Source organism: Paraburkholderia sp. BR14320, assembly GCF_040948665.1.
Taxonomy (GTDB): Bacteria; Pseudomonadota; Gammaproteobacteria; order Burkholderiales; family Burkholderiaceae; genus Paraburkholderia; species Paraburkholderia youngii.
The window spans coordinates 162,214-188,215 of the sequence record NZ_JBFPKG010000010.1; the positions used below are offsets into that span (position 1 = coordinate 162,214).

Here is a 26,002-nt window from a genome sequence, read left to right on the forward strand (position 1 = left end):
GCGGCGCGGGTCGTCCGGTTCACCGCTCATTGCACGGTGATGGTCGCCCTCATGTTCGGATGGATGCCGCAGAAGATCTTGTACACGCCCGGTTTATCGAATTTGAATTGATAGGTGTCGTCCTGATCGAGCGCGGCCGAGCGGAACAGCCCCGCGTCGTTGACCACGGTGTGCGGCTCGCCGTCGAGATTTTTCCATGTGACCGTCGTGCCCGCCTTGACGGTCAAATCCGTCGGCGTGAAATTAAAGTTTTTCATGAACATCGCGTTAGGCGTCGACGCGACGGTCTGCTGCTGCGCCGCCTTCATCGGCATCGGCATCTGCATCGGCATGGTGGTTTGCGCGAAGCCGAGCCGCGGCGACATCGCCAGGAGCGCGGCACTGCCGAGCGCAACTGTGAGTACTCGGCCCATCAGCTTGGTAGGCATCATTGATCTCCTCGAGCGTAAAAGTAGCGGGTGCGGTCAGGCGAGCGTCGTGTCGTCGAGCGTCGCCTTCAGCGGATGCCGCGCGATACTGACGCTCGTCACGCCGAGCATCTTCGGCAACTGGTCGCTCGCGACCTTCAGCGGCCCCGGGCCATCGCCCTGGCCGGCGGTCGGTTGCGGATAGGCGGTCGAGCGCGCGGTATGGAACGTCACGTTGCCTTCGACCTTCGTCACGATCTGGTGAATGTGACCGTTCAGCACCGTCACCGAACCGAAGCGCTTCAGATAGTCCATCGCCTGTCCGGCGTCACCGGTGCCCCAGCCCCACGGCTCGTAGATCGTCCACATCGGCATGTGCGCGAACACGACCACCGGGGTGCTCGACGAGCGGCCTTTCAGATCGTTTTCGAGCCATTCGAGCTGCTCGCTGCCGAGACCGCCGAGGCCGTTCGGCTTGAAATGCATCACGTTGACGAGGCCGACGAAATGCACGCCCTGGTGATCGAAGCTGTAATAGCCGCGGTTATCCGACGCCTTGCCGAAACGGCTGAAGTACTCGGTGCCGGGGCCGTCGGTGACGTCATGCTCGCCGGGGACCGTGTGCAGCTCGGTGATCTTCAGTCCCGACATCAGCTGCGCGGCCAGATCGAATTCAGAGGGCTTCGACAGGTGCGTGATGTCGCCGGTGTGAATCGCGAGCGGCGGGCGCGACGGCATCGCGTTGACGTAATCGATCGTCTGTTTCAGCGTGCCCGCGACGTCGGGATTCGCTTCCTTGTTGAAGCCGATATGCGTGTCGCTGATCTGCAGGAAAAGCGGCGTGCCCGCTGCTGGCGTCGCGGTTTTGGCGTCGGCCGCGAGCGCGAGTTCGACCGGCGTCAGCACGCCGCCCGACAGCATGAACACCGTGCCCAGACCACCGAACGCAAGACACTTCAGCGCGCCGCGACGCGCCGGATCGAATGAATGTTGTGACGACATGATGACCTCACGATAGGGATTCGCCGAACCACCCGGTTCGTGAGGCATGACTGTCGTGTCGCGGGTTTTATTCCCGTGTTGTGTGGCGTTTGCGGGACGCGGCGAGTGTATGCAAATGGAAAGCAGCCAGTAAACGCCGTGACGGATTGCACACTGGATTGCGCATCGCGTCAGCCGCCGACCGCCGCGATGATCCGCGCGCGCATCGCGGCGTCGGGCAGCGGACCCGATCCCGCGCGCACGTTGTCCGCCATGTATTGCGGCCGCCCGGTGCCCGGAATCACGACTGTCACCGCCGGCTGCGCGAGCACGAACTTCAACAGAATCTGCGCCCAGCTCGTGCAGCCGATTTCGGCGGCCCATGCGGGCAACGGCGCTTTTATCACGCGCGCGAGCAGACCACCACCGCCGAACGGCTGATTGATCACGACGCCGATACCGAGACCGGCCGCGAGCGGCAGGATGCGTTGCTCGGCCGCGCGATCGTCGGCGGCGTAGTTGATCTGCACGAAGTCGGGCTTCTCGCTGCGCATCACCGCCGCGACGTCGTCGAATGCGCTCGACGTGTAATGCGTGATGCCGAGATAGCGAATCCGGCCGCGCGCTTTCCAGTCGCGCAAGGTCGCGAGCTGTGTGCGCCAGTCGAGCAGATTGTGGATCTGCATCAGATCGACATGCGGCTGCTGAAAACGCCGCAGCGATTCCTCCATCTGCGCGATGCCGGCTGCGCGTCCCTCGGTCCAGACCTTGGTGGCGACGAAGGCCTTGCGATGCGCGTCGAGCTGAGTGAGCAGCGCGCCCGCGACCGCTTCCGACGAACCGTACATCGGCGAAGAATCGATCACCGAGCCGCCCGCTTCGAACAGGATGCGCAGCACCTCGGCGAGTTGGGCGCGCGCGGCGGCATCGTCGCCGACGTCGAAGGTGCGCCACGTGCCGCAGCCGATCACGGGCAGCGCTTCGCCGGTAGACGGGATCGCGCGGCGGTTCATGCGCGGTAAGGTGGTATCGGCTTGCGCGGGTGTTTCAGTCTGCGCGGAGGTGACGCGCGATAACGCGAGCGTTGCCGGTAACCCGAGCGCCGCGCGCAGAAAGCGGCGGCGGCAAGCGTGGTTCGACGAAAGTGCCATAGCGGGTAGCTGCCCTCGTGCATGGAAGTTCGACCGTCATCGCAGCGGCTAAAGCACACCCCGCCGCGCGAATTCGACCGCGAGGCCATCCGCGTCGACGAACCGGTAGCCCTGCAACCCAGCCGCGAGCGCGCCGTCCACGTTGGCCTCGCTGTCGTCGATGAAGAGCGTCTGCGTTGCGGCCGCGCCGAGCCGTTCAACGCAGCGCAGATAGGTTTGCGTGGCGGGCTTCGCCGCGCCGAAGGCCGCCGACGAATAGACGTGCGGTCCAAAGAGCCGCGCCACGGGCGGATTCAGATAAGCGATGTGATCGGTCAGCAGGCGGCAGTTGTTCGTCAGTATCGCGATGCGGCAACGCTGCGCCGCGCGCGACGCCAGCGCGAGCACCGCTTCGTTTGGCCTGATTGACGCGAGCCGCGCGTCGAGCCATTCGGCGCGGCTCACCGGATAACCGAGCAGCGCGCCGAGTTCGCGCAGATATTCGTCGTCGCTGATTTCGCCGCCGTCGGCGCGCGCCTCGAGTCCCGAGCCCCAGATCGCATGACGCACGGTCTCTTCCGCGCAGCCCGCGACCGCCGCGAGACGCTCGACACGCGCGGCGCGGTCGTAGTGCGACAGCACACCTTCCAGGTCGAACAGAAGCAGCGTGACGGGTGCGCTCATGCCGTCGGTCTCCCGGGTTGAAGTTTGCGCGATGCGCTTTTTGCGCGCTACGCTGCGGCCTAACGTGTTTTCTGCCGCAACGGCCTGAAGAACTTGCGAATCTCGGCCGCCAGCAACTCGGGCTTTTCCATCGCCGCGAAGTGCCCGCCGGCAGGCATTTCGCTCCACTGCACGACGTTGAAGGTCCGTTCGAGCCAGCTGCGCGGCGGATGATTGATCTCCTTCGGAAACAGCGCGAAGCCGACTGGCGTGTCGATGCGCTCGCCGTCGGAGAAACGCATCGGCTGCAGGCGGTTTTCCCAATACATCTGCATCGCCGGACCGATGCACTGCGTGAACCAGTACAGCGAGATATTGGTCAGCAGCTCGTCGATCGAGAACACGCTTTCGACGTCGCCGCCGCAATCGCTCCACGCGCGAAACTTCTCGCCGATCCATGCGGCGAGTCCCACGGGCGAGTCGTTCAGCGATGCGGCGACGGTCAGCGGCTTGGTGCTGTGCTGATGCGCATAGCCGCCTTCGAGTGCGGCCCAGTCGTTCTTCTCGCGCAGATAGTCCTGCTCGGCCGGCGTCAGCTCCCGCTGCGCCGCGCCGATCGCGGGCTCATAGGAACTCGGCAGGAAGTTCAGGTGAATGCCGTCGACCACCCGCGGATGATGCGCGGCCAACGCGATCGACACGCCCGCGCCAAGATCGCCGCCCTGCGCGCCGAAGCGCTCGTAGCCGAGCCCGCGCATCAGCGACACCCACAGGTCCGCGACCTGGAACGCGGACATGCCGGCTTGCGCGGGCGCAGGCGAAAACGCGAAGCCCGGCAGCGACGGCGTGACCACGTCGAACGCGTCGGCGGGATCGGCGCCGAACGCGGCCGGGTCGCACAACTGATCGAGCAGCGCGTGAAACTCGAAGAACGAACCGGGCCAGCCGTGCGTGATCACGAGCGGATAAGCCTGGAAGCCCGGCGTCACACTCGCGGCACGCCGATGCGCGAAGTGCACGGTCTGGCCGTTCACGTCGACGAGAAATTGCGGCAGCCGGTTCAACTTGCGTTCGGCCGCGCGCCAGTCGAATTGCCCAGCCCAATAGCTCGCGAGTTCGCGCAGCCAGGCTGGGTCGGCGCCCTGCTGCCATGCGGGCGCGGGCGTCGCGGGCGCCCAGCGGGTCGCGCGGATGCGGTGGCGCAGATCGTCGATGTCCTGATCGGCGATCGCAATCTCAAACGGGTCGATCTGCATGGGGTCGTCCTGGGTCGGTTGGCGGCTCAACGTCATCGTACGCGCGTCGAATGAAAGCCGGATAATGGGCGTCCCTTCCGTACGATTCATTGACCGACCCACAGGAGATTGACGCGATGTCCGCTTACGAATCCAAGGTGCCGCGAGTGCTGCTGACGAACGACGACGGGATCGACGCGCCCGGCCTCGCCGTGCTCGAAGCGGTGGCCGCCGAGCTCGCGCACGAAGTCTGGGTGGTCGCGCCCGAGCACGACCAGAGCGGTACCTCGCATTCGATCAGCCTGCATTCGCCGCTGCGCGTGAGCCGCCAGGGCGAACGCCGTTTCGGCGTGACCGGCACGCCCGGCGATTGCGTCGTGATGGGGGTGCGTCATCTGATGCGCGAGGCGCCGTCGCTGGTGCTGTCCGGCGTCAATCGCGGCGGCAACCTCGGCATCGAAACGATGTTCTCCGGCACGGTCGGCGCGGCGATGACGGGTCTGCTGCTCGGGCTGCCGTCGTTCGCGCTGAGCCAGGTATTCGCCGATCGCGAGCGCGTGCGCTGGGACACCGCGCGCACGCTCGCGCCCGGCGTGATCCGCCAGTTGCTCGCGATCGAGCATGCGGCGCCGACCTGCCTGAACATCAACTTCCCGGACGTCGATGCCGCCGATGCGGGTCCTCTGACGCCGACGCGCCAGGGCGTCGGGCTCGTCAGGGACATCGAGGTATTGCCGGAAGTCGATCCGCGCGGCATCGCGTATCACTGGCTGCGCTTCGATCGCGGCCCGCGCGAGAACGAGGCCGACAGCGAAACGGCGACGGTCGCGGCGGGTCGCGTCTCGGTCACACCGCTCGCGTTCGATCGCACCGACGAAGCCACCTTCGCGCGGCTCGCCGCGTCGTTGATCTGACGGTTGCACGGAACGCGGCGCAATACCCCGCTTCAGTGCGCTCCAGGTCCCGACGGTGCGGGTCTGCCGAACGCGGGCATCGTGCCGTTCTCTCTCGCGCGCGCGAGTTCGGCCTGTACCTCGGCGCGGGTTTTGGGGCCGCTGTTGACAATCGCTTCAGTCGTGGCCTGGCTGCTTTGCCCCGAGCGCGGCATCGACCATGCCGATTCGACGCCTTGCGTTGCATGTTGCGGCGACTGCCGTACCTCGGGCGCGACGCCAGCCGCTTTCTTCCCGGAGCGCTCCGCAGTAGAACTTTTCCGGTGGCTGCTGCCCCGCGCATGATTACCCGATGTCGTCGCAGCGCTTTGCGCTGAACGCGGTTTCGTCGTGGTGCCCGATGCAACCTGGCTATGGTGTGAGCGCACCGTCTTTGCCGCAGGCGGCGCCTGGGTCCGGTTCGAACTGACCGCGGGCTGTGGCGGCAGATTCGCCGGCTGCGGCTGTGGTTGCACCTGCGGTTGCGGCTTGTTCGACTCCCGCGCGAACTGGAGCGCCGCGATGGCCAGTGCGTCGCCTGCCTGCGCTCCGATCGATGGCGCCGGCTGAGACCGCAACGCAGTCACGTCGTCGGGCAGCGCATGGTGCCGCGCCGCCGCCGCGCCCGTCGCGCCGACACTCCGTTCGCCATCGGCGACGAGGCTCACGTCCCGGCCGGACGACCAGTCGTTGTCCAGCTGCGACACGTAGGCCCCAATCGTCACCGCGCCGAAGACGAGCCCCGTCAACACGATCATTCTCGGTTCGCTATACAAGGCACGCTCCCCCTTTCGACAGAACGACGACCCATTAGTCAAAGTGTCGGCGATCCGAAGAACAGTGTTTCGCTTTTAGACCCAACAACTGACGAATCGGCGGATCTGGTCGTGGATGTGTCCGAAACCGACGGGCATTCTTCTGTCCAAAGGGCCCTTTAATCGGAGTGCCAGGAGGGCTCAAACGAGCGGTCCTTCCTCGGTCTTGCCGCGCATCGCGACGGCAACCGAACTGCCGACGATCAACGCGATACCCAGCATCGAGATCCCGCCGATCGTCTCGCCCCACGCCAGATAGCCGAACAGCGCGGCCCACACGATGCTCGTGTAGTTGTACGGCGCGAGCGCGCCGGCGTCGGCATCGCGGAACGCCATCGTCATCAGCAACTGTCCCGCCGTCGCGAGCGCGCCGAGCAGCGCCATGATCGCGAGCGCATCGAACGACGGTGTGCGCCACGCGAAGATCAGCGACGCGCCCATCACCGCGGTGCCGACCAGCGTGAAGTACAGCACGGTCGTGCCCGAATCGTCGCTCGCGTTGATGCGCTTGATCTGGATGATCGACAGCGCACCGCACAACGCACTCGCGATCAGCAGCGCCGGGCCGAGCCAACTCGAATGCGAGCCGTCCGGACGCACCACCAGCAGCATGCCGGCGAAACCGACCGCCGCGGCCAGCGCGTCGCGCGGCTTCAGCGTTTCGTGCAACAGCAGCGGCGCCAGCACGATCACGAGCAAGGTCTCCGAATAGACGATCGCGACCGCCTCGCTGAGCGGCATGTACGGCAATCCCGCAAAGAACAGGCCCGATGAGCCGAGCAGCGTCAGCGCGCGCAGGGTCTGCCCGCGCACGTCGAGTTGCCGCAAGCGCGTGACGAGCGGCTTGCCGCGCAGACACATCGCGACGGCCGGGAACAGACCGAACAGCATGCGGAAGAACGTGACCTCGTTGGCCGGATAGGCGAGCGCGAGCGATTTCGCCAACGCGTCGACGAGCGCGAAGCAAAGCATCGACACGAGGATCAGCGCGACGCTGCGCAACGGTACGGCGCTCGGGCGGACGGCGACGACGGGCGGCATGGACGGTTTGGGTTGAACGTGGGTGATGGGAAACAGGATTATGCCCGCGCTCGCGCGCGCCCTCGCGCGTACGCCGCGCACCCGCTTTGGCAAATCAGGGAATCCACCGATACTGGTCAGACGAACTAATAATATTATTCATAGCGATTTATGCGCCGTTACATCGGCGCTTCAAGCGCCTACGTCGTATGCATTTTTAATAATAATTATGACCATCGATCAAGCGGGGACCTCTGGAGATACAGGTGCGCAATTTCTATGTACTGGCCGCGCTCGCAATGCTGAGCGCCTGCGGCGGTAATGACGGATCGCCCAACGTGTCCGCTACGGCGGACAAGCAGGTGAAAGCAATCGATGCGACAGCGGCTGCGGCCGACACAGCCGACGTGCAGAACGAGTTCAAGGCTGCCAAAGCCATCCCGGTGGGCATGAAAACGACCACCCCGCCGCTCGTGATCGCCGACCCGACGCTGAATCTGGCGCCGTACACGCCCCCGGCGCCGCCCGCCCCGACCGCGACGACGACGTTGTCGTTCGGCGATTTCACGAGCTACCTCGCACCCGGTTCGGCGAGCGCCTGGCACCCAGGCGCGAGTGCGTCGACGCTCGCGATCGACGCGCCGCCCGCCAACGGCACCGGCGCCGGCGACAAGGCGGTCGCGCTCGGCACGACCTACGCGAGCGCTTCGTACGAAGCGGACGTGACCGTCACCGCGCCGGTCGGCACGGGCCCCGCGAACGCCGGTTTCGTCGTGCGCACGACGAAGCCGACCGCGGGCGGCCCGGACAGCCTGACCGGCTATTTCATCGGTCTCGACACCGGCTCGCATGCGCTCGTGGTGGGTCGCGAGAACAACAACTGGACCAATTTCATCCAGTATCCGGTCGCCTCGATCGTCGGCGGCAGCACGCATCACCTGAAGGTGACGACGAGCGGCAACGCGATCCTCGTCGACCTCGACGGCCAGCGCGTGGTGAGCGCCAACGACGCGACCAACGCGCTGCCGGCGGCCTTCCAGTCAGGCAGCTTCGGCGTGCGGCGCTTCGGTGTCGGCGCGTCGTTCAGCAACATCACGATCCATACGTATCCGGCCGTGACCTCGCCCGTCTACGATTTCTCGAAGGTGGTCGGCGCGGTCTACACGCCGTCCAACGCGGTCAACGCGATCGACTTCTGGGAGAACTACGACCCCGAGATCGTCAACCGCGAGCTCACCTATGCGCAGACCTACGGCATGAACACAGTCGCCGTGTACCTGCACTATCTGGTGTGGGCCAACGATCGCGTGGCCTTCCTGAGCAAGTTCGAAAACCTGCTGACGATCGCCGCGCGGCACGGCATCAAGGTCTCGCCGATCTTCTACGACGACTGCTGGAACCCCAACCCGCAATACGGCGCGCAGCCCGCGCCGGTGTGGGGCGTGCATAACAGCCAGTGGGTGCAGTCGCCGGGCACGCCGGTCGAGCAGGCGTATTTCCAGGCAAGCGCGTCGAACCCGGCGATCACCTACAAGCAGAGCCTTGCGAACTACATCACCGACTTCGTCGCGCCGCATCGCAACGACCCGCGCATCATCTTCTGGGAGCCGATGAACGAGCCGGGCTGCAGCGGCAATGGTTCATTGCGGAACACGCGCGCGGTGATGATGAACGATGCGCGCATCGCGATCCTGAATGCAGGCGCAACGCAGCCGATCAACTCGCCGCAGGTGCAGGAAGACGAAGGCACCTACTTCTCGGATTTCTACGGGTTCCATCCGTACAACAACCCGTACACGGGTCCGGTGAATGGCAGCAACATCAACGCGATGAACTCGGAGACGCTGCAACGCGGCTTCACGGGCACGACCGGTCAGACGATGCCGGGTATCGTCGCGAACTACGGCGGCACCACCGGCTTCATCGTGTGGGAGCTGATGATCGGCCGCACCAATACGCGCTTTCACTGGGGCCAGACGCCGAGCGCACCCGCGGCAGTCGAACCGGCAACGCCCTTCCAGGGGACCTTCTACCCGGACGGCCATCCGTGGCAGACGTCGGAAACGCAGGCGCTGACGGGCGGCTTCGACGTCAAGCTGCCGGTGCTGCAGATCGCGTACTACAACGATCCGACCTTCAGCGCGGCGCCGGTGAAGACGTCGATCACGCCGCTGATCGACTTCGATCTGAACACCGAGCGCGGCACCGATTCGCCTGATGCATCGGCCGGCGTCAACGCGACCAACTACGGCGTGCGCTGGACCGGCGCGCTCAAGGCGGCGCAGGACGGCGAATACACGTTCACGATCAACAGCGACAACGTCGCGCGTCTGTGGATCAACGGCGTGAAGGTGATCGACAAAACGGGCACGACGCCGGGCAGCGCTTCGGGCAAAGTCCATTTCGCCGCGAACCAGAGTGCGTCGATCAAGGTCGAGTACGTGCACGGCAGCGGGGCGGCAAGCATGCATCTGCTGTGGTCGAACCCGGCTGCGAAGAGCCCTGATGTGTTGAAGATCGTGCCATCGGATTCGCTGGTGACGTCGAGCTGATAGAGATTGTTGTGCCGGGCGGCGCGGTGGCGTCGACGCCGCGCCACCGCGCCGGCCAACCCAAAAAACAACGCGGCGCACCGGAAAATCCGCTGCGCCGCGTTCTTTTTAGGCAAGGCTTTTAGCAAGCTCGATCAGTTAATTTCTCAAAGCCAAAGCCCGTTCCAAATGCCACTTCAAACTGCATAAATTTCCGGATTATCCGCAAGCGACAAAAAGTTACCGGTATTCCCATCGAGTGCGAGCATTTCGCCGCTTTCGATATTGAAGATCCAGCCATGGAGCCGCAGCGTCTTGTTCACGAGCCCGACCGCCACCGACGGATGCGTGCGGATATTGGCGAGCTGCGCGATCACGTTGTCCTTGACCAGCGCCGCGAGACGCTCCGCATCCGAGTGATAGTGACGCGACGCGTTGATCGCTTTCGCCGCATCCGCGTGACGCAGCCAGCTCGCGACCGCCGGCATGTGCTCCAGATTCGTGCAGGACGAGATCGCCGTCATCGCGCCGCAGTTCGAATGGCCGCAGATCACGATGTCGGTCACGCCGAGCACGGCGATCGCATATTCGACGGTCGCCGACACCCCGCCCGGCTCCGGGCCGTACGACGGCACGATGTTTCCCGCGTTGCGGATCACGAACAGCGACCCCGGCTCGGTCTGCGTCAGCAGCTCCGGCACCACGCGGCTGTCCGAACAGGTCACGAAGAGCGTGCTGGGATTCTGCGCAGTCGATAAACGCTTGAAGAGCGCGCTTTGCTGTGGAAAGACCTCGCGTTGAAAGCGGATCAGACCTTCGATGATTTCCTGCACGATTTTCTCCAGAGAATCGAAGAGACGGATTTAAAGTTTGCCGCGACTATACCGCAGCCTTTCACTCGTCGCGCGAATCACCGTGCTAATCGTCGGACGCTCCAGCGGAAAATTGCCAGCGAAATAATGGTGTGCCTGGCCGCGCCAAAAAAAAGACCCGGCTGCCGGCAGCCGGGTCCAACTCTCTCGCTCACACGCATGAAGCAATGTGTGCGTCGATACTGTAGCCGCGCCGGCGTCGCGGATATAGCCGCCGCGGTGGAAGAGTCCTTTCCACCGCGGCGCGAATCAATTGACCCGCTACGCGCTAAGCGGGTCGCTCAGTCGAAATCGCGCGTCTCGAGTTCCACGGACCGTCCCCCGTTGCGTTCGAGCACCCGCCGCGTAGCATTTTCAATGCGGGCGCGGTTCGCCTCGAACGTCCCCACCAGATCGTGAGCGGACGGGGCGCCGTTGCCGAGGCTGCCGTTGCCGAAATGGTCGTTGAGCGCATCGAGCGACACGCTGCACCATACGTCCTTCCCGTCCACATTGGCCTCGTAGGCGACGCGCGCAGCAGCCACCACTTCCCGCCGTCCGGTGAATTCGATCCTCATGATTGTCCTCCGTGTGTCAAAGGGAAATCCGAATACGCAACGCTCATGCCCAAACCGGCCGGCTGCCCGGCTGCCCTGGCGCGAGCACGCATTCTGCGCAAGGTGCATACTCCTGAGCGGCCGTCATGCGCGGCCGCGCCGATGCGCCGCAGCAAGGCCTCCTCCGGGCCGTCGACGCACTCAACATACCGATACTACGCCCTTCATGTCCCGCAATACTCAATCTTCACGCCCGCTCGTGATTGCCGCCGTGATGGCCTCGATGGCGATGGTCGCGATCGAAGCGACCATCGTGTCGACCGCGATGCCGCAGATCGTCTCGCAACTCGGCGACCTGCATTTATACAGCTGGGTGTTCTCGTCGTTCCTGCTCACGCAGACCGCGATGACCGTGGTGTTCGGCAAGCTCGCCGATCTCTACGGACGCAAGCCGGTGATCCTCGCGGGCATCGCGATCTTCCTCGTCGGCTCGGTGCTCGCCGGCTTCGCATGGTCGATGCCGGCGATGATCGTGTTCCGGCTTATCCAGGGCATCGGCGCGGGAGCGATCCAGCCGGTCACGCTGACCATCGTCGCCGATCTGTACCCGGCGCGCGAACGCGGCAAGGTGCAGGGCTATCTCGCGAGCGTGTGGGCGATCTCGGCGGTCGTGGGTCCGATGGTCGGCGGCTTCATCATTCACAACCTGTCGTGGGCGTGGCTCTTCTGGATGAATGTGCCGTTAGGGCTGGCGGCGGCGGCGGGCTTCATCGCGTTCCTGCGCGAATCGGAGCGGCACGCGCGGCCGTCCATCGATCTCGCCGGCGCGGCTCTGTTCATGGCCGCGATCGCCGCGCTGATGATGACGCTGACCTACGCCGGCGACGATGCATTCGCGCCCGCCTCGCTCGCGGGCGGCGTGTTCGTGCTGTGCATGCTGCTATTCGTGCTGCAGGAGCGTCGCGCGGCCGAACCGATGATCTCGTTCGCGCTATGGAGCCGCCGCCCGATCGCCGCATGCAACAGCGCGACGGTGCTGGCCGGCATGATCCTGATGGGCGCGACCACGTTCCTGCCGATGTACGTGCAGGGCGTGCTGCATCGTTCGCCCGTGGTGGCCGGCCTCGCGCTGACGATGATGATGGTGGGCTGGCCCACCGGCGCGACCTTCGCGGCGAAGTCGTTTCACCGGCTCGGCTTGCGGCGCATCCTGATCTGCGGCAGCGCGTTCGTGCCGCTCGGCGCGGTGCTGCTGCTGTTCCTGTCGCCGGGCGCGTCGCCGCTCGTCGCCGGATTCGCGTCGCTGATCATGGGCTTCGGCATGGGGACGTCGAGCGTCAGTTCGCTCGTGCTGATCCAGGAGATCGTCCGGATGGACGAACGCGGCAGCGCGACCGCGTCGAACCTGTTCTCGCGCAATCTCGGCAGCACGCTCGGCGCGACGCTGTTCGGCGCGGTGCTGAACTTCGGGCTCCGTCATTCGCAAGGCACCGCGACGGTCACGTCGGACCAGCTGAAGGCGCTGCTGCAGAACCGCGCCGCCGATTTCGGCGACAGCGATCTCGTCAGGCTGGTGCTGCACCAGTCGCTGCATCTGACCTTCGTGTCGATGTTCGTGATCGGGCTGTTCGTGGTTGCGCTGCTTTCGCTGGTGCCGGTGATCCGATTCGGCGAGGACAAGCCGGCACCGCTCAAGACCCTGGCGCCGCTCGAGGATTGAGTCGCGCGGCGGCGCGAACCACTTGCGTTCGCGAGCGCTACGAGCCGCGCGCCGGCAGCGTCGCCGCGAAGAAATCACGCACCTGTGCCGCGGTTCGCGCATGAATCACGGCGCGGTCGACACCCGGTCCGTCCTTGCAGATGGGCGCCAGACGCTCCATTACCTCGGGCTCGCACACATCCATGAAGGTATAGTGCGAGGCGCCCGGGAGCATCGTCACCGTCGCTTGCGGCATGAAGCCCGCGATGCGCTGAATATTGGTGTTGACGGGCGCGGTCGTATCCGCCTCGCCCGCGAGCAGCGCGACCGGAATCGTCACTTCCTTGAACGACGAACTGTCGAACGCCTCGCCGAGCGCGGGTGCGATCGCGAATGCCGCCTTGACGCGCGGATCGCGATACGAGTCGCCCGAACGCGCGCGCGATGCATTCGTTTCGGCCGATAGCCCGTCGACCGTCAACGCGGGCGCGCCCGGCGCGTGCGCGAGACTCGCGGCTTCGGGCGGCGTGCAGATCGCATCGGCTTCGGGCGACGTGCAAAAGCGCTCGAACGCCGCGCTGTCGGTACGTGCGCCCGCGACTTCGAGCACCGTGTAACCGCCGAGCGAAAAGCCCAGCGCGCCGATCCTCGTCGTGTCGATGCGCGGACCGAAACGCGGGTCCGCGAGCACGCCGTCGAGCACTTCGCTCAAGTCGGTCGCGCGCTCCCACCAGAGGATGAAGCCGTCGCGCGTGCGCGGCTCCAGCGCGTTGTTGCCCGGATGATTGACGCCCGCGACGATATAGCCCTGCGCGGCCAGCGACGCCGCGAGCCAGTCGAGACTGTCCGCGCTGCCGCCGGTGCCGTGCGACAACAGCAGCAACGGGTATTTGCGCTGCGCGTCGGACAGCGGCGCATCGTCGGCGGCGGCGTGGCCGATGAACATCGGATGGCCTGGCGCGCCGATATCGTGACGCGTCTCGGCTTGCGTCGCATCGGCCGGATACCAGATGCGCGTGATCAACGCCTGGGTTTGCGCGCCACGCCAGTTGCGGGCCACGGCGGGATGAAACACGCGGCTCGTCTCGCCGACATGCCAGTCGGCGGAAGCGGTTTGCGCGTTGGCGTGCGCCGGCGACGCAGCCCACAGCGCGCCGCACAGCGCCCCCGACAATGCCACGCTCAACGACACCACCACCGCGCTCGACAGCGCGGCACAGCCTCGACGCATCATGGTTAGTCCTCGCGAATGGGGATCAGCAGATCGGTGATGCAGGGGTCCAGCGCGCCGCGATCGGGCGCGCTTCGATACAGTTCGAGCCCGGGCCGCTGATCGCGCCGGTAGCCGCTGCGCGGCAACCAGCCGCTGTACAGTGCCCTGAAAGTGGGCGAGATCAGCGCATAAGGACCGATGAGGCGGTGCACCGCGTATAGCCCGCCTTCGAGCCGCAGCGGCTCGATGCCCGGCGGCGGCTTGGCCACACGCGAGCGTTGCGCGGCTTCGTCGAGCCGCTGCATCGCATCGCTGAACGCCGCCTGCGACCCCGCGACGACTCCCGCGTGATAGCAAAACCCGCCAGCGATCGACGGATCGCGCGCGCAGATGCCGACGCGCTGCTGCAACAGCGGGTTCTCGTCGCAGCGCAACGTCGTCATCAGCGTGTGGAAGGTCTGGCCGATCGTCGCGACCGGGCCGTCATGGCGAAGGCATAGCACGTCGAGCGGTGCGATCTCGATCACTTCGACGGATGGTGATGCGGGGGTGTTCTGGTTTTCAGCGTACTCGTCGCGGCGGCCGTCAGCGCCTATGCCATCGCCGTCGCCGCGCGGCTCGATGCGCGCATGCCCCGTTCGCCGTGTCCGCGCGGATGCCGCCGAAGCCGCCGGATTCGCCACCAGATGCCGCTGCCGCGTCCTGAACTCGCTCGGCGATACACCAGTGAAATCGCGAAACGCACGTGCGAACGCTTGGGGACTGTCGTAGCCAGCGTCGTGCGCGACCGCGGTGACCTGCGCGGCGTCGGTCAGCCGTTGCGCTGCCTCGGCGAGCCGCAGACGCTTGACGGTATCGGCGACGCTCTCGCCCATCAACGCGCGATAAATCCGATGGAAGTGATATGGCGACATATGCGCGACGGCCGCGAGGCTGCTGAGCGTGTGCCGCGCGCCGGGCTCGACCAGAATGGCCTCGACCACGCGAGCGATCCGTCGACGGTAATCACGTTCGGTGCTGGGCTTCATCATGGCGCCACGATAGCGGTCTGCGCGCCGGGTGGCGGTGCAGAACTTGCGGATTTTCGCGCTTTCGCGTTTTGGCGTTTTGCCAGGAAACGGGCCAGGCTCTCGCGCTGCGTCACATTATGATCGACAACGCACGCCGCTTTCCGACACCAGACAGGCTTTCACGGCGCCATCAATTGCCGCTCCCATACAGCGTCGAATCGGCGAAACCTTCGGCGGCCAGCACCTGCCCGACCAGAATCAGCGCGGTCCGCTCGATCGCGCTGCCCCGCACTTTCGCGACGATATCGTCGAGCGTGCCGGTGATCTTTTCTTCGTCGGGCCAGCTCGCGCGATAGATCACCGCGATCGGACACGCGCCGCCGTAATGCGGCCGCAATTCATCGACGATGCGCGCGAGATGCCGCACGCCGAGGTGAATCGCCAGCGTCGCGCGATGCCGCGCGAGATCGGCCAACCGCTCGCCTTCGGGCATCGATGTTTTGCTCGCGTAGCGCGTGAGGATCAGTGTCTGCGACACGCCGGGCAGCGTCAGCTCGCAGCCGAGCGCCGCCGCGCATGCGGCCGTCGCGGTCACGCCGGGTACGATTTCGTAAGGAATGTCCAACTCGCGCAAGCGGCGAATCTGCTCGCCGATCGCACCGTACAGCGACGGATCGCCCGAATGCACGCGCGCGACATGCTGGCCCTTCGCGTGCGCCGCAACGAGCAGCGCGACGATCTGGTCGAGATCGAGTTCCGCGGTGTTGACGACCTGTTCGGCGCTGTGACCTTCGAGCACCGCCGCCGGCACCAGCGACCCCGCATACAGGATCACCGGACAACTGCGCACGAGACGCTGCCCTTTCACCGTGATCAGTTCCGGGTCGCCCGGACCCGCGCCGATAAAAAACACTGTCATTCAGTACTCCAGTTATTTGCTCACTGATCCGAAGCCGCTTGCGCGTGCGCGGGCAGCGCATCGAGAAGATCGGCAATGGTGGCGAACTCGCGATCGACGTCGGGCAACACCGGCCGTCGCAGCATGATCACCGGCAAGCCGCGTTCGCGCGCAACTTCGAGCTTGGCCTCGGTCGCGCCGCCGCCGCTGTTCTTGCTGACGACGACGTCGAACGCCTGCAGCGCGAACAGCGCGCGTTCGCCGTCGAGCGTGAACGGTCCGCGCGCGGCGAGGATGCGCGAGCGCGCGGTGTCCGGATGCGAATCGAGCACGCGCACGGTCCAGAATTGATACGGCGGAATCTCGTCGAGATGCGTGAGCGGTTCGCGTCCGAGCGTGAATAGCGGCCTTCTGAAAGGCGCGAGCGCGTCGATCAGTGCGTTCCAGTCATCGACGATGCGCCAGTCATCGCCGGCTCGCGGCTGCCACGCCGGACGCCGCAGCGCCCAGCACGGCACCCTCGCGACGCGACACGCCGCTACGGCATTCGCACTGATCCGCGCCGCGTACGGATGCGTCGCGTCGATCACGAGGCCGATCGCTTCGCTCGCGAGATAACGCGCCAGCCCCTCGCTGCCGCCGAAGCCGCCGACGCGCACCGCGCACTTCAGGTCGTCGGGCACCTTGCCGAGCCCCGCGAGACTGTACACATGCGCGGGACCGAGTTCGCGCGCGATCTTCAGCGCGTCGCCGGTGCCGCCGAGCAACAGGATGCGCGTCATCGGGCGACTCCGACGAACTTGCCCTGCCGGTCGATCGCGAAGATTTCGACGCTGACCTGCGGCGGCACGATATCGCGTGCAACGGCCAACGCGCGCTGACAGACGATATCGCCGAGCGGCACCTGTTGCGCATGCGCGAGCGCGAGCGCCTGCTGGCTCGTGTTGGCCGCGCGCATCGCCGCTTGCAGCGCGTCGTCGGCGCCATGCCCGGCGGCCCAGCCGGCGAGTTGTTCGAGATCGATGCTGGAGTTGCGGCTATGCAGATCGAGATGGCCGGCCGCGAGCTTGCTGAGCTTGCCGAAGCCGCCGCAAATGCTCAGACGCTCGACCGGCGCGCGCTTCACATGCTTGAGCACCGCGCCGACAAAATCGCCCATTTCGATCAGCGCGATATCGGGCAGGCCGTAGTGCGCGCGCATCGCGTCCTCGCTCGCGTTGCCGGTGCAGGCGGCCACATGCATATAGCCGTTCGCGCGCGCAACGTCGATGCCCTGATGGATCGACGCGATATAGGCGGAACACGAAAACGGCCGCACGATACCGGTAGTGCCGAGTATCGACAGTCCACCGACGATACCGAGACGCGGGTTCATCGTTTTCAGCGCGAGCGCTTCGCCGTTTTCCACGCAGAGCGTCACTTCGAAGCCGCCTTGATACGCATGATGCGAGGCGAGTTCGTCGAGGTGCTGCGTGATCATCTGGCGCGGGACCGGATTGATCGCCGGTTCGCCAACCGCCAGCGTGAGCCCCGCGCGCGTGACCGTGCCGACGCCCGGCCCCGCGCGAAAAATCACACCGGGCTCGGGCACGAGGCGCACGCGCGCGAACACCAGCGCGCCGTGCGTCACGTCGGGATCGTCACCGGCATCCTTGATCGTGCCGGCCTCGGCGATCCGTTCGCCGTCCGTCTCCACGAGACGGCAGAACGTGAGCCGCATCGGCACATGCTGGCCCTTTGGCAACACGATCTCGGCGACCTCGCTGACCTCGCCCGCCAGCAGCAAACGCGCGGCCGCCAGAGACGTCGCGGTCGCGCAGCTGCCGGTCGTATAGCCGCTGCGCAGCGGCGCCGGCTGTTCGGGGGTTTCGTCGCGCATCACGAATCGGCTGACGGATTGGCGGGCTTGGTCACGTCGAGCAGCGTGATCGGCAACGCCTGGCGCCATGTATCGAAGCCGCCGAGCGGTTGCGCGTGCGCGAGCGCGATGCGTGTCAGCGTGCCGCCATGCTGCTCGCGCCACGCGGCGAGCACCGCCTCGCCTTGCAGCGTGACCGCGTTCGCGACGAGCCGGCCGCCGTCGCGCAGTTGCGCCCAGCAGGTGTCCAGCACGTCCGGCACCGTCACCCCTCCGCCGATAAACACCGCGTGCGGCGCGGGTAGCCCCCGCAACGCGTCCGGCGCGCGGCCGGCCACCAGTTGCAGACCAGGCACACCCAGCGTATCGCGATTCTGTTCGATGAAGCGCTGCCGCGCGTCGTTCGCCTCGATCGCGATCGCACGACAGGTGGGATGCGCGCGCATCCATTCGATACCGATCGAACCGCTGCCCGCGCCGACGTCCCACAGCAACTCACCAGGCGCGGGCGCGAGGCGCGCGAGCGTGATGGCGCGCACGTCGCGCTTGGTCAACTGGCCGTCGTGGATAAAGGCGTCGTCGGGTAAGCCGCAGGTCAGCGGCAGACGCGCTGCTTGCGCGGACGCGCGGCAGTCGAGCGCGATCAGATTGAGCGCGGCCATCTCGCCGCCCGGCCATTGATCGGCGCGGCCATCGACACGCCGTTCGCGTTCACCGCCCAGATGTTCGAGCACGGTCATCTGAGTTGCGCCGTAACCGCGCGCATCGAGCGAGGCCGCCAGCGCCGCCGGGGTGTGGCCATCCGCGCTCAGCACGAACAGGCGCGCGCCGTCGTGCAGATGCGCATTCAGCGTGGCAAGCGGCCGGCCGACCAGCGACACGGTCGCGACATCCTGCAACGGCCAGCCGAGCCGCGCGGCCGCGAGCGACAGCGACGACGGCGCGGGCAGCACGCGCAATTCCCCGGCCGGCAACTGCCGCGCGAGCGTCGCGCCGACGCCGAACAGCATCGGGTCGCCGCTCGCGAGCACGCACACCGCGTGCGGACGCTCGGCGAGCAATGGCGCGAGATCGAACGGACGCGGCCACCCGGCACGGCGCGCGGCGAGCCGCGCGGGCAGCATCGCCAGATGGCGCTCGCCGCCGTACACGACCGACGCGCCCAGCAACGCACGCCGCGCGGGCCGCCCCAAACCGGCGAAGCCGTCGTCGCCAATGCCCACTACGGTCAGCCATGCCGGCATGCATCCATCCTCATCAGTTGCGTCGAATCTTCAGCGATTGCACCGCGCCGCGTCGTGCATGCGGCTGCTCGCAGGCTCGGACGGCGGGTTGCGAAAGTCCGCATGATACCGCCGCCATGCGGCCCGCGGGTCCGCGGCAAGGCGTCATGCGTCGCGACCGGCGGCATCGCGCGATGGCCGGCAAACAGGCGCTGCGGCCATTGCGTAAAGATATAATGGCCGCTTTCATTGCCCACGGTCAGCCCGAAGCGCTTTCGGCCGCATGGTTCACGCCGGGCTTCATCGGGCAGCATGCAGCGAGGCCGCCACCATGCCGTCGCGCGACGCTAAACCCGGTGCCCCATTGAATCCAGCTTCGCCTCCCCCCGTTTCGTCCCACGCGGTCACGTCACCGCGGTCCTCGGCATGTCCGGGGTTGCTGCGCATCGTCTCCGCACGCGACGGCGGCATCTGCCGCATCAAACTGCCCGGCGGCGTGCTGAGCGCGGCGCAGGCACACGCGATCGCCGATGCCAGCACGCGGCACGCAAACGGCGTCGCCGAGTTGACCAATCGCGCGAATCTGCAACTGCGCGGCGTGCGTAGCGGACACGAAGCTGAGTTGAGCGCAGCGCTGATTGGCGCGGGACTTGGACCGGCCGCCGCGAACGACCCGCACACCGCCACCCCCAACGCGCTCAGCTACGCCGACGACGTCCGCAACGTGATGATCAGCCCCGCCGCCGGCCGCGATCCGCACGCGCTGATCGACACGACGCCGTTGTGCGCGGAACTGCTCACGCTGCTGCAAAGCGATGTGCGCTTCGCCGCGTTGTCGCCGAAATTCGCGCTGCTGCTCGACGGCGGCGAACGACTCGCGCGAATCGATCATCCGCATGACGTGTGGCTCGCGGCGTCGGCTGACGAAGAAGGCGTGCGCTTCGTGTTCGGCCTCGCTGGGTGCCCCGGCTCGACAGGCGACAACGCGAACGCCGGCGACCATCCCGATGCCAACGGCACGGGTGCGCTCGCGGCCGCACCACCGTCGCGCGTGCCAGTGCTCGTGCGCGCGTTGCTGCACACGTTCCTCGACCTCGCCCCAGCCGACGCGACCCGCATGCGCGACCTGCTCGCCACGCACTCCGCCGATGCGCTGCTGCAGCACGCGCAACGCTACGTCGACTTCCCGCTCGCGCGCGACGCATCGCTGCGCGACTGGCAACGCCACATTCCCGCCGACGCGTCATTGCGGCTCGGCGCGCACGCACAGCACGGCGGCGGCATGTGGCACGTCGGCGGCCAACCGCCGCTCGGCCGGATCGACGCGGCCACGCTGCGCGACGTCGCCGCGCTCGCGCAACAACACGGCAACGGCATGCTGCACGCAACGCCATGGCAAAGCGTGCTGCTGCCCGACATCGCGACCAACGCCGTGCCCGCGGTGCTCGCGAAGCTGAGCGCACTCGGCCTCGCCTGCGATCCCGCGCAGGCCATCACGCATGTGATCGCCTGCGCCGGTTCGGCCGGTTGCGCGAAGGGCCTCGCCGACACCAAGACCGACGCGCTGCAACTCGCCGAACGCTTGCCCGCCGGCGTCGACGTGCATCTGACCGGCTGCCCGCGCTCGTGCGCGGCCGCGCATCGCGCGCCGTACACGCTGCTCGCCGCCGCGCCCGGCCGCTACGACCTTTATCGACGCGACGACCATCACCCCGGATTCGGCCAATGCGTCGCGCCCCAACTGACGATCGACGAGGCCGCCGCGCTGCTTGCGCGCCTCGCCCGGAGTACTTCCCATGCTTGATTACATTCGCGACGGTCAGGAGATCTACCGCCAATCGTTCGCGACGATCCGCGCGGAGGCCGACCTCGCGCGCATCCCCGCCGACCTCGAAAAACTCGCGGTGCGCGTGATCCACGCGTGCGGCATGGTCGACGTGATCGACGACCTCGCGTTCTCGGACGGCGCCGGCAGCGCGGGCCGCCGTGCGCTCGCGCAAGGCGCGCCGATCCTGTGCGACGCGGGCATGGTCGCGCAAGGCATTACGCGCGCGCGGCTCGCCGCAAACAACGAAGTGACCTGCACGCTGACGCACCCGGATGTGCCAGCGATGGCGCGCGAGATCGGCAACACGCGCTCGGCCGCCGCGCTCGAATTGTGGCGTCCGCATCTGGCGGGCAGCGTCGTCGTGATCGGCAATGCGCCGACCGCGCTGTTTCATCTGCTCGACATGCTCGATGCCGGCGCGCCGAAGCCCGCGCTGATTCTCGGCTTTCCGGTCGGCTTCGTGGGCGCGGCGGAATCGAAAGCGGCACTCGCGCAAAACAGCCGCGGCGTCCCCTATGTAGTCGTGCATGGACGGCGCGGCGGCAGCGCGATGGCCGCCGCCGCGGTCAACGCGCTTGCGACAGAGGTCGAATAAATGACGAGCCAGCTAACGAGCCGCGGAAGGCTATACGGCATCGGCGTCGGTCCCGGTGACCCGGAATTGCTGACGTTGAAGGCGCTGCGGCTGCTTAAAGCGGCGCCGGTGGTCGCGTATTTCGTCGCGAAGGGCAAGAAGGGCAACGCGTTCGGCATCATCGAGGCGCATCTGCACGACGCGCAGCAGCATCTGCCGCTCGTCTATCCGGTCACGACCGAAGCGCTCGAACCGCCGCTGTCGTACGAAGCGATCATCGCGGACTTCTACGACACCGCCGCCGAAGTCGTCGCCGGCCATCTCGACGCGGGCCGTGACGTCGCCGTGGTCTGCGAAGGCGATCCGTTCTTCTACGGCTCGTACATGTATCTGCACGACCGGCTCGCGGCGCGCTACGACAGTGAAGTAGTGCCCGGCGTGTGCTCGATGCTCGGCGGTGCGGCGGTGCTCGGCGCGCCGCTCGTGTATCGCAATCAGAGCTTGTCGGTGCTGTCGGGCGTGTTGCCCGAAGACGAATTGCGCCGCCGTCTGGCCGATGCCGACGCGGCGGTCATCATGAAACTCGGCCGCAATTTCGACAAGGTGCGGCGCGTGCTCGACGAACTCGGACTCGCGCAGCGCGCGCTGTACGTCGAGCGCGCGACGATGCGCAATCAGCGCATCGTGCCGCTCGCCGAAGTCGATCCGATGGCGTCGCCGTATTTCTCGCTGCTGGTCGTGCCGGGGCAGAAATGGCAAGGATGAACGCGCCCGCGATCGTGATTCTCGGTACGGGCGCGCTCGCGACGGCGCGGCGGATTCAGGCGCTGTATGTCGAGCGTGGCGCGCATATCGCAGCGGGCGTTGCTCCTGGTTGCCAGGTCCACGCGCTGCAAGGCCGCGTCGAGGCCGACGTCTCGTACAGCGAACTCGGCACGCATCTGCGCGAGCTGTATGCCCGCGGCACGCCGATCGTCGCGTTGTGCGCGGCCGGCATCGTGATTCGCTGCCTCGCGCCGCTGCTGTCGAACAAAGGCGCCGAGCCGCCGGTGCTCGCGCTCGCCGAGGACGGCAGCGCGGTCGTGCCGCTGCTCGGCGGCCTCGCGGGCGTCAACCTGATGGCGCGCGACATCGCCGCCGCGTTGGCGGTGCAGCCCGCGATCACGACGAGCGGCGAATTGCGCTTCGGCACCTGCGTGCTCAATCCGCCCGATGGCTATGCGCTCGCCGATCTCGGCCAGGGCAAGCGCTTCGTGTCGGATCTGCTGGCGGGCGAAAGCACGCGCATCGAAGGCGACGCGCCGTGGCTCGACGACGCGCAACTGCCGCGCTCGGAGTCGGCACGTCTCGCGATTCGCGTGACGCCGCGCGCGTGGGAGGGGCGCGAAGACGAGCTCGTGATTCATCCGCGCAGCGTGGTGGCGGCTGTCGTCAGCGACGATGCCGAGTCCGCCGATGCGATCGTCGCACGCGTGCGCGCGGCACTGAAAGCGCACGGTCTCGCGATGCTTTCGCTCGCGGCCCTGCTCGCGCCATCGACGGGCATGGCCGACCCGGCGCTTGCGCAAGCGGCGCGGCTTCTCGATGTGCCGCTACGTTTCGCCGATACCAGCGCCGACACGGGCGAATCGAGCGCCGCGCGCTTGCTGCAGACCGCGCTACGTGTCCCCCACGAAACGCTGCACGACGACGCTGACCCGAACGTCGCGCTCGCTCTCTCCCCGCTCGCCATCGACCCAGTGACGCTCGGCCGTGCCCGCGGCCGCCTGACCGTGATCGGCCTCGGCCCCGGTTGCGCCGAACTGATGGTCCCGGCCGCGCGCACCGCGTTGAACGAAGCGACCGACATCCTCGGCTACGACACCTACGTGAAAATGGCCGGCCCGCTGCGCGCCGATCAGCGCGTGCACGGCACCGACAATCGCGAGGAAATGCAGCGCGCGCGGCACGCGTTCGAGCTCGCGAGCGAAGGCCGCTCGGTCGTGATGGTGTCGTCGGGCGACCCCGGCGTGTTCGCGATGGCGGCCGCTGTGCTCGAAGCGCTCGAAGCTTCGCGCAACGACGCATGGGCGGCCGTCGAACTATCGATCGTGCCGGGCGTGTCGGCCGCGCTCGCGACCGCGGCGCAGGCCGGCGCCCCGCTCGGCCACGACTTCTGCATGCTGTCGCTGTCGGACAACCTGAAGCCGTGGACGATCATCGAAACCCGCCTGCGCCATGCGGCGCAAGCCGATCTGGTGATGGCGTTCTACAACCCGATTTCGCGCGCGCGTCCGTGGCAACTCGACAAGGCGCTCGATATCGTGCGGGAATATCGCGCGCCATCGACGCAGGTGGTGCTCGGACGCGATATCGGCCGGCCTGGCGGCACGTTGCGCACAGTGACGCTCGGCGAGCTTCGCTCGGCCGACGTGGATATGCGCACGATGGTGATCGTCGGGTCGTCGCTGACGAGAAAATTCGCTTGTGGCGATAACGGCGCGCAGTGGGTGTACACGCCGCGGTGGTACGAGTAAGCGGGCCGTACCGGGTGGTGCCGGCCCGTCCCGCTCACGCCACCTTCAAATCCTGCACCGCCCGCTGCCTGACGCCCAGGTCGTCCCACAACTCCGGATGACACGTGAACACCAGAATCTGATGCCGCGTCGCCGCGTCGATCAATACGCGCTTGAGCGCGTCGCGGCGCGCCGCATCGGTGTGGACCGCGGCATCGTCGAGCATCAGCAGAGTGGGCCGGCCTGAGGCCTGCAACAGGTCCGCGTACGCGAGCCGCGTCAGGATGCCGAGCTGCTCGCGCGTGCCGAAGCTCAGCGCGTCGAGCAGTTCCGCGCGGCCGTCGCGATCGAGCATCGCCGGAATCAGATCGTCGCCGAGCGCGAGGCTCGACTGCGGAAAAATCCGCTTCAGATAATGACCGAGCCGCTCGGTCAACGGCGCGCGCAGTTGTGCCAGCGCGGCGTCGCGTTCGTCGACCAGCACCTCGTCGAGCAGACTCAGCGCGCTCGCGCGCAGGCTCAGTTCGTCCTTGCGGCGCGTGGCCTGCTCGACCTGCGCTTCGAGCGCGGCAAGCCGTTCGCCAAGGCCCGATGCGCCCATCGTTTCGAGCTGGCTACGCAGTTCCGCGATGCGCAGTTGACGCTCATGCTGCTCGTTGCGCGCGAGTTCCGCCGATGCGCGATAGCGCTTCGCCTCCGCCACGGGGTCGTCCAGACGCGCCGCATCGAGTTCGCGTTCGCGCTCGCCGCGCTGGTTCTTCAGCGCATCGACCTTCACGCGCTGCTCGACGATATGCGCCTGCCACTGCGCGCGATTGCGCCGGAACGCTTCGTCGTTCAGCTGCGCTTCTTTGCGCTGCAGTTGCGCCGTCAGCGAATCGGCCTTCGCGACGCCGGTGGATTGCGCGCCCGCCGCTTGCGCGAGCACCTTGCGCGCGGCCTCCAACGCGTCGCGCGCGATGCCGGCATTGCGGCGCGCGTCCTCGAGCGGCGGCGCCGCCGACACGTCGGGCAGACCGGCCAGGCGCTCGCTCGACGCCTGCCAGCGCGCCGCCGTCGACGCCAACGCCGCGCGCAACGCATCGATGCCTTGCGGCGCATGGACCTCGAGTATCCTCGCCTGGCTCTTCTGTTGCGCGACCAGCGTTTTCCATTGCTCGTGACGCGCCTGCGCATCGGCCACCGACGCAACGCCGAGCGTGAGCAGCAACTGCGCGTGCTTCGCTTCGAGCGATGCCAGTTCCGACAATCGCGCGGACAGATCGGACACACCCGGAATCACGCGCAATTCGCCAAGCTCGCCGAGGCCGATACGCTTTTCTTCATCGACACGCAGCACTCCCGTGCCGCTGATCGTCTCACCGCCGACGCGCAACTCGCCGTTCAAGCTGTATTCGATGCGCGTCATCGCCGCCTCGGTCCGCGCGCGCAGCACGGTCAACTCGCCATCGAGCGCGACGAGGCGCTTGAACTGCGCGTCGTCGAGTTCGAGCGCTGCCGCGTCGCGCGCCGCCTGCAGCACCGCCATGTTCGCCTTGTCCGCCTCGCCGATCGACGCTTCGAGCCGCTGGCTCTCCGCCCGATAGAAATCGACCTGGCTGCGCAGATCGGCGGCGGTCACGGCCGCGTTCGCGAGTTCGAGCGCACGGTTCGCCTCGGCGGCTGCCTGCTCGAATTGCGCCACGCGGCTTTGCGCCTGCGCATGCGCGGTTTGCGCGGCCGCGACCTCGGCGCGCGCCGCGTCGAGTTGCTCTCGTTCGCGCGCGATGGCCGCTTCGAGTTCGAGCGCGCCCTGCTCCTGCTGCACCGACAACGCGAGCTCGGCCTCGCCGATCTTCAGCGACTGCGCGAGCCCTTCGAGACCGCGTTCGAGTTGCTCGACCGCCACGGCGCGTTGCTGCGCGAGCGCGGCCTTCTGCTCGTGAAGCTCCCACGGACGCCGGCGCTCGGCGTCGTCGAACGCCTGCTGTTGTGAGGCGAGCCGCGCGATGTTGTCGTCGAACTGCTGGCGCTGCTGTCGCAACTCGTCGCGGCTCGCGATCAGCGCGGCGAGCTTCTGCTCCGCCTCGGCGAGCGGCCCGG

Annotated in this window: 23 protein-coding genes; 7 read left to right on the plus strand and 16 right to left on the minus strand. The window is 67.0% G+C overall.

The features are described 5' to 3' along the window. Positions 1–26 precede the first annotated feature (26 nt). The 5 genes from AB3X89_RS13095 to AB3X89_RS13115 form a co-directional block, all read right to left on the minus strand. Entirely contained in the window at positions 27–428 is a 402-nt protein-coding gene (locus tag AB3X89_RS13095; RefSeq protein ID WP_368583651.1) for a cupredoxin domain-containing protein, read from the minus strand. A gap of 36 nt (positions 429–464) precedes the next feature. After that, on the minus strand, positions 465–1,409 hold the full coding sequence (locus tag AB3X89_RS13100; RefSeq protein ID WP_368583652.1) for a metallophosphoesterase: 945 nt from the start codon (positions 1,407–1,409) through the stop codon (positions 465–467). Between the two features lie 170 nt (positions 1,410–1,579). Beyond that, positions 1,580–2,539: an aldo/keto reductase gene (locus AB3X89_RS13105; RefSeq protein WP_368583653.1), complete on the minus strand. Its 960-nt coding sequence runs from the start codon at positions 2,537–2,539 to the stop codon at positions 1,580–1,582. Between the two features lie 48 nt (positions 2,540–2,587). Beyond that, positions 2,588–3,202, minus strand: a complete 615-nt coding sequence (locus AB3X89_RS13110; protein ID WP_368583654.1) for an HAD family hydrolase — start codon at positions 3,200–3,202, stop codon at positions 2,588–2,590. 59 nt (positions 3,203–3,261) lie between these two features. Continuing rightward, positions 3,262–4,437 (minus strand): epoxide hydrolase family protein, encoded by a 1,176-nt coding sequence (locus tag AB3X89_RS13115; RefSeq protein ID WP_368583655.1) that lies wholly within the window; start codon positions 4,435–4,437, stop codon positions 3,262–3,264. A 116-nt stretch (positions 4,438–4,553) separates the two neighbouring features. Between AB3X89_RS13115 and surE the strand changes: the two genes are divergently transcribed. Further along, positions 4,554–5,330, plus strand: coding sequence for a 5'/3'-nucleotidase SurE (surE, locus tag AB3X89_RS13120; RefSeq protein WP_368583656.1), 777 nt, complete (start codon positions 4,554–4,556; stop codon positions 5,328–5,330). 32 nt (positions 5,331–5,362) lie between these two features. Here surE and AB3X89_RS13125 read toward each other — a convergent pair whose 3' ends face one another. After that, positions 5,363–6,124, minus strand: a complete 762-nt coding sequence (locus tag AB3X89_RS13125) for a hypothetical protein (protein WP_368583657.1) — start codon at positions 6,122–6,124, stop codon at positions 5,363–5,365. 180 nt (positions 6,125–6,304) lie between these two features. Further along, the gene (locus AB3X89_RS13130; protein ID WP_368583658.1) at positions 6,305–7,204 is read right to left on the minus strand and encodes a DMT family transporter; all 900 of its coding nucleotides are present in this window, start codon (positions 7,202–7,204) and stop codon (positions 6,305–6,307) included. Between the two features lie 245 nt (positions 7,205–7,449). Between AB3X89_RS13130 and AB3X89_RS13135 the strand changes: the two genes are divergently transcribed. Next, positions 7,450–9,735 carry a PA14 domain-containing protein gene (locus AB3X89_RS13135; RefSeq protein WP_368583659.1) on the plus strand — a complete coding sequence of 762 codons (2,286 nt, stop codon included), beginning with the start codon at positions 7,450–7,452 and terminating at the stop codon, positions 9,733–9,735. 176 nt (positions 9,736–9,911) lie between these two features. Here the strand turns inward: AB3X89_RS13135 and AB3X89_RS13140 are convergent, their stop codons facing one another. Both AB3X89_RS13140 and AB3X89_RS13145 read right to left on the minus strand, forming a co-directional pair. Next, positions 9,912–10,547 (minus strand): carbonic anhydrase, encoded by a 636-nt coding sequence (locus tag AB3X89_RS13140; RefSeq protein WP_368583660.1) that lies wholly within the window; start codon positions 10,545–10,547, stop codon positions 9,912–9,914. A gap of 320 nt (positions 10,548–10,867) precedes the next feature. Further along, complete coding sequence (locus AB3X89_RS13145; protein WP_013091756.1) at positions 10,868–11,143, minus strand: DUF1488 domain-containing protein; 276 nt, start codon at positions 11,141–11,143, stop codon at positions 10,868–10,870. A gap of 205 nt (positions 11,144–11,348) precedes the next feature. Between AB3X89_RS13145 and AB3X89_RS13150 the strand changes: the two genes are divergently transcribed. Continuing rightward, entirely contained in the window at positions 11,349–12,842 is a 1,494-nt protein-coding gene (locus AB3X89_RS13150; RefSeq protein ID WP_368583661.1) for an MDR family MFS transporter, read from the plus strand. A 37-nt stretch (positions 12,843–12,879) separates the two neighbouring features. Here the strand turns inward: AB3X89_RS13150 and AB3X89_RS13155 are convergent, their stop codons facing one another. From AB3X89_RS13155 to cbiE, 6 genes are all read right to left on the minus strand, one after another. After that, a complete protein-coding gene (locus AB3X89_RS13155) occupies positions 12,880–14,055 on the minus strand; it encodes an alpha/beta hydrolase family protein (RefSeq protein WP_368583662.1) in 1,176 nt (391 codons plus the stop codon). A gap of 2 nt (positions 14,056–14,057) precedes the next feature. Next, positions 14,058–15,062, minus strand: coding sequence for a GyrI-like domain-containing protein (locus AB3X89_RS13160; protein WP_368583677.1), 1,005 nt, complete (start codon positions 15,060–15,062; stop codon positions 14,058–14,060). 172 nt (positions 15,063–15,234) lie between these two features. After that, the gene (gene cobM, locus AB3X89_RS13165; protein WP_368583663.1) at positions 15,235–15,963 is read right to left on the minus strand and encodes a precorrin-4 C(11)-methyltransferase; all 729 of its coding nucleotides are present in this window, start codon (positions 15,961–15,963) and stop codon (positions 15,235–15,237) included. Positions 15,964–15,983: 20 nt separating this feature from the next. After that, positions 15,984–16,724 carry a cobalt-precorrin-6A reductase gene (locus AB3X89_RS13170; RefSeq protein ID WP_368583664.1) on the minus strand — a complete coding sequence of 247 codons (741 nt, stop codon included), beginning with the start codon at positions 16,722–16,724 and terminating at the stop codon, positions 15,984–15,986. Continuing rightward, a complete protein-coding gene (locus AB3X89_RS13175) occupies positions 16,721–17,821 on the minus strand; it encodes a cobalt-precorrin-5B (C(1))-methyltransferase (RefSeq protein WP_368583665.1) in 1,101 nt (366 codons plus the stop codon). The genes AB3X89_RS13170 and AB3X89_RS13175 overlap by 4 nt, the downstream gene beginning before the upstream one ends. After that, complete coding sequence (cbiE, locus tag AB3X89_RS13180; protein WP_368583666.1) at positions 17,821–19,044, minus strand: precorrin-6y C5,15-methyltransferase (decarboxylating) subunit CbiE; 1,224 nt, start codon at positions 19,042–19,044, stop codon at positions 17,821–17,823. Before cbiE ends, AB3X89_RS13175 begins: the two co-directional genes overlap by 1 nt. A gap of 310 nt (positions 19,045–19,354) precedes the next feature. Between cbiE and cobG the strand changes: the two genes are divergently transcribed. The 4 genes from cobG to cobJ are packed head-to-tail and all read left to right on the plus strand — an operon-like array spanning position 19,355 to position 23,941. Beyond that, positions 19,355–20,827: a precorrin-3B synthase gene (gene cobG / locus AB3X89_RS13185; RefSeq protein WP_368583667.1), complete on the plus strand. Its 1,473-nt coding sequence runs from the start codon at positions 19,355–19,357 to the stop codon at positions 20,825–20,827. Further along, positions 20,820–21,446 (plus strand): precorrin-8X methylmutase, encoded by a 627-nt coding sequence (locus AB3X89_RS13190; protein WP_368583668.1) that lies wholly within the window; start codon positions 20,820–20,822, stop codon positions 21,444–21,446. The genes cobG and AB3X89_RS13190 overlap by 8 nt, the downstream gene beginning before the upstream one ends. Further along, entirely contained in the window at positions 21,447–22,190 is a 744-nt protein-coding gene (locus tag AB3X89_RS13195) for a precorrin-2 C(20)-methyltransferase (RefSeq protein ID WP_368583669.1), read from the plus strand. Further along, positions 22,187–23,941 carry a precorrin-3B C(17)-methyltransferase gene (gene cobJ, locus AB3X89_RS13200; RefSeq protein WP_368583678.1) on the plus strand — a complete coding sequence of 585 codons (1,755 nt, stop codon included), beginning with the start codon at positions 22,187–22,189 and terminating at the stop codon, positions 23,939–23,941. The genes AB3X89_RS13195 and cobJ overlap by 4 nt, the downstream gene beginning before the upstream one ends. 34 nt (positions 23,942–23,975) lie before the next feature. Here cobJ and AB3X89_RS13205 read toward each other — a convergent pair. After that, on the minus strand, positions 23,976–26,002 hold a 2,027-nt coding region (locus AB3X89_RS13205; RefSeq protein WP_368583670.1), incomplete at its 5' end, for an ATP-binding protein.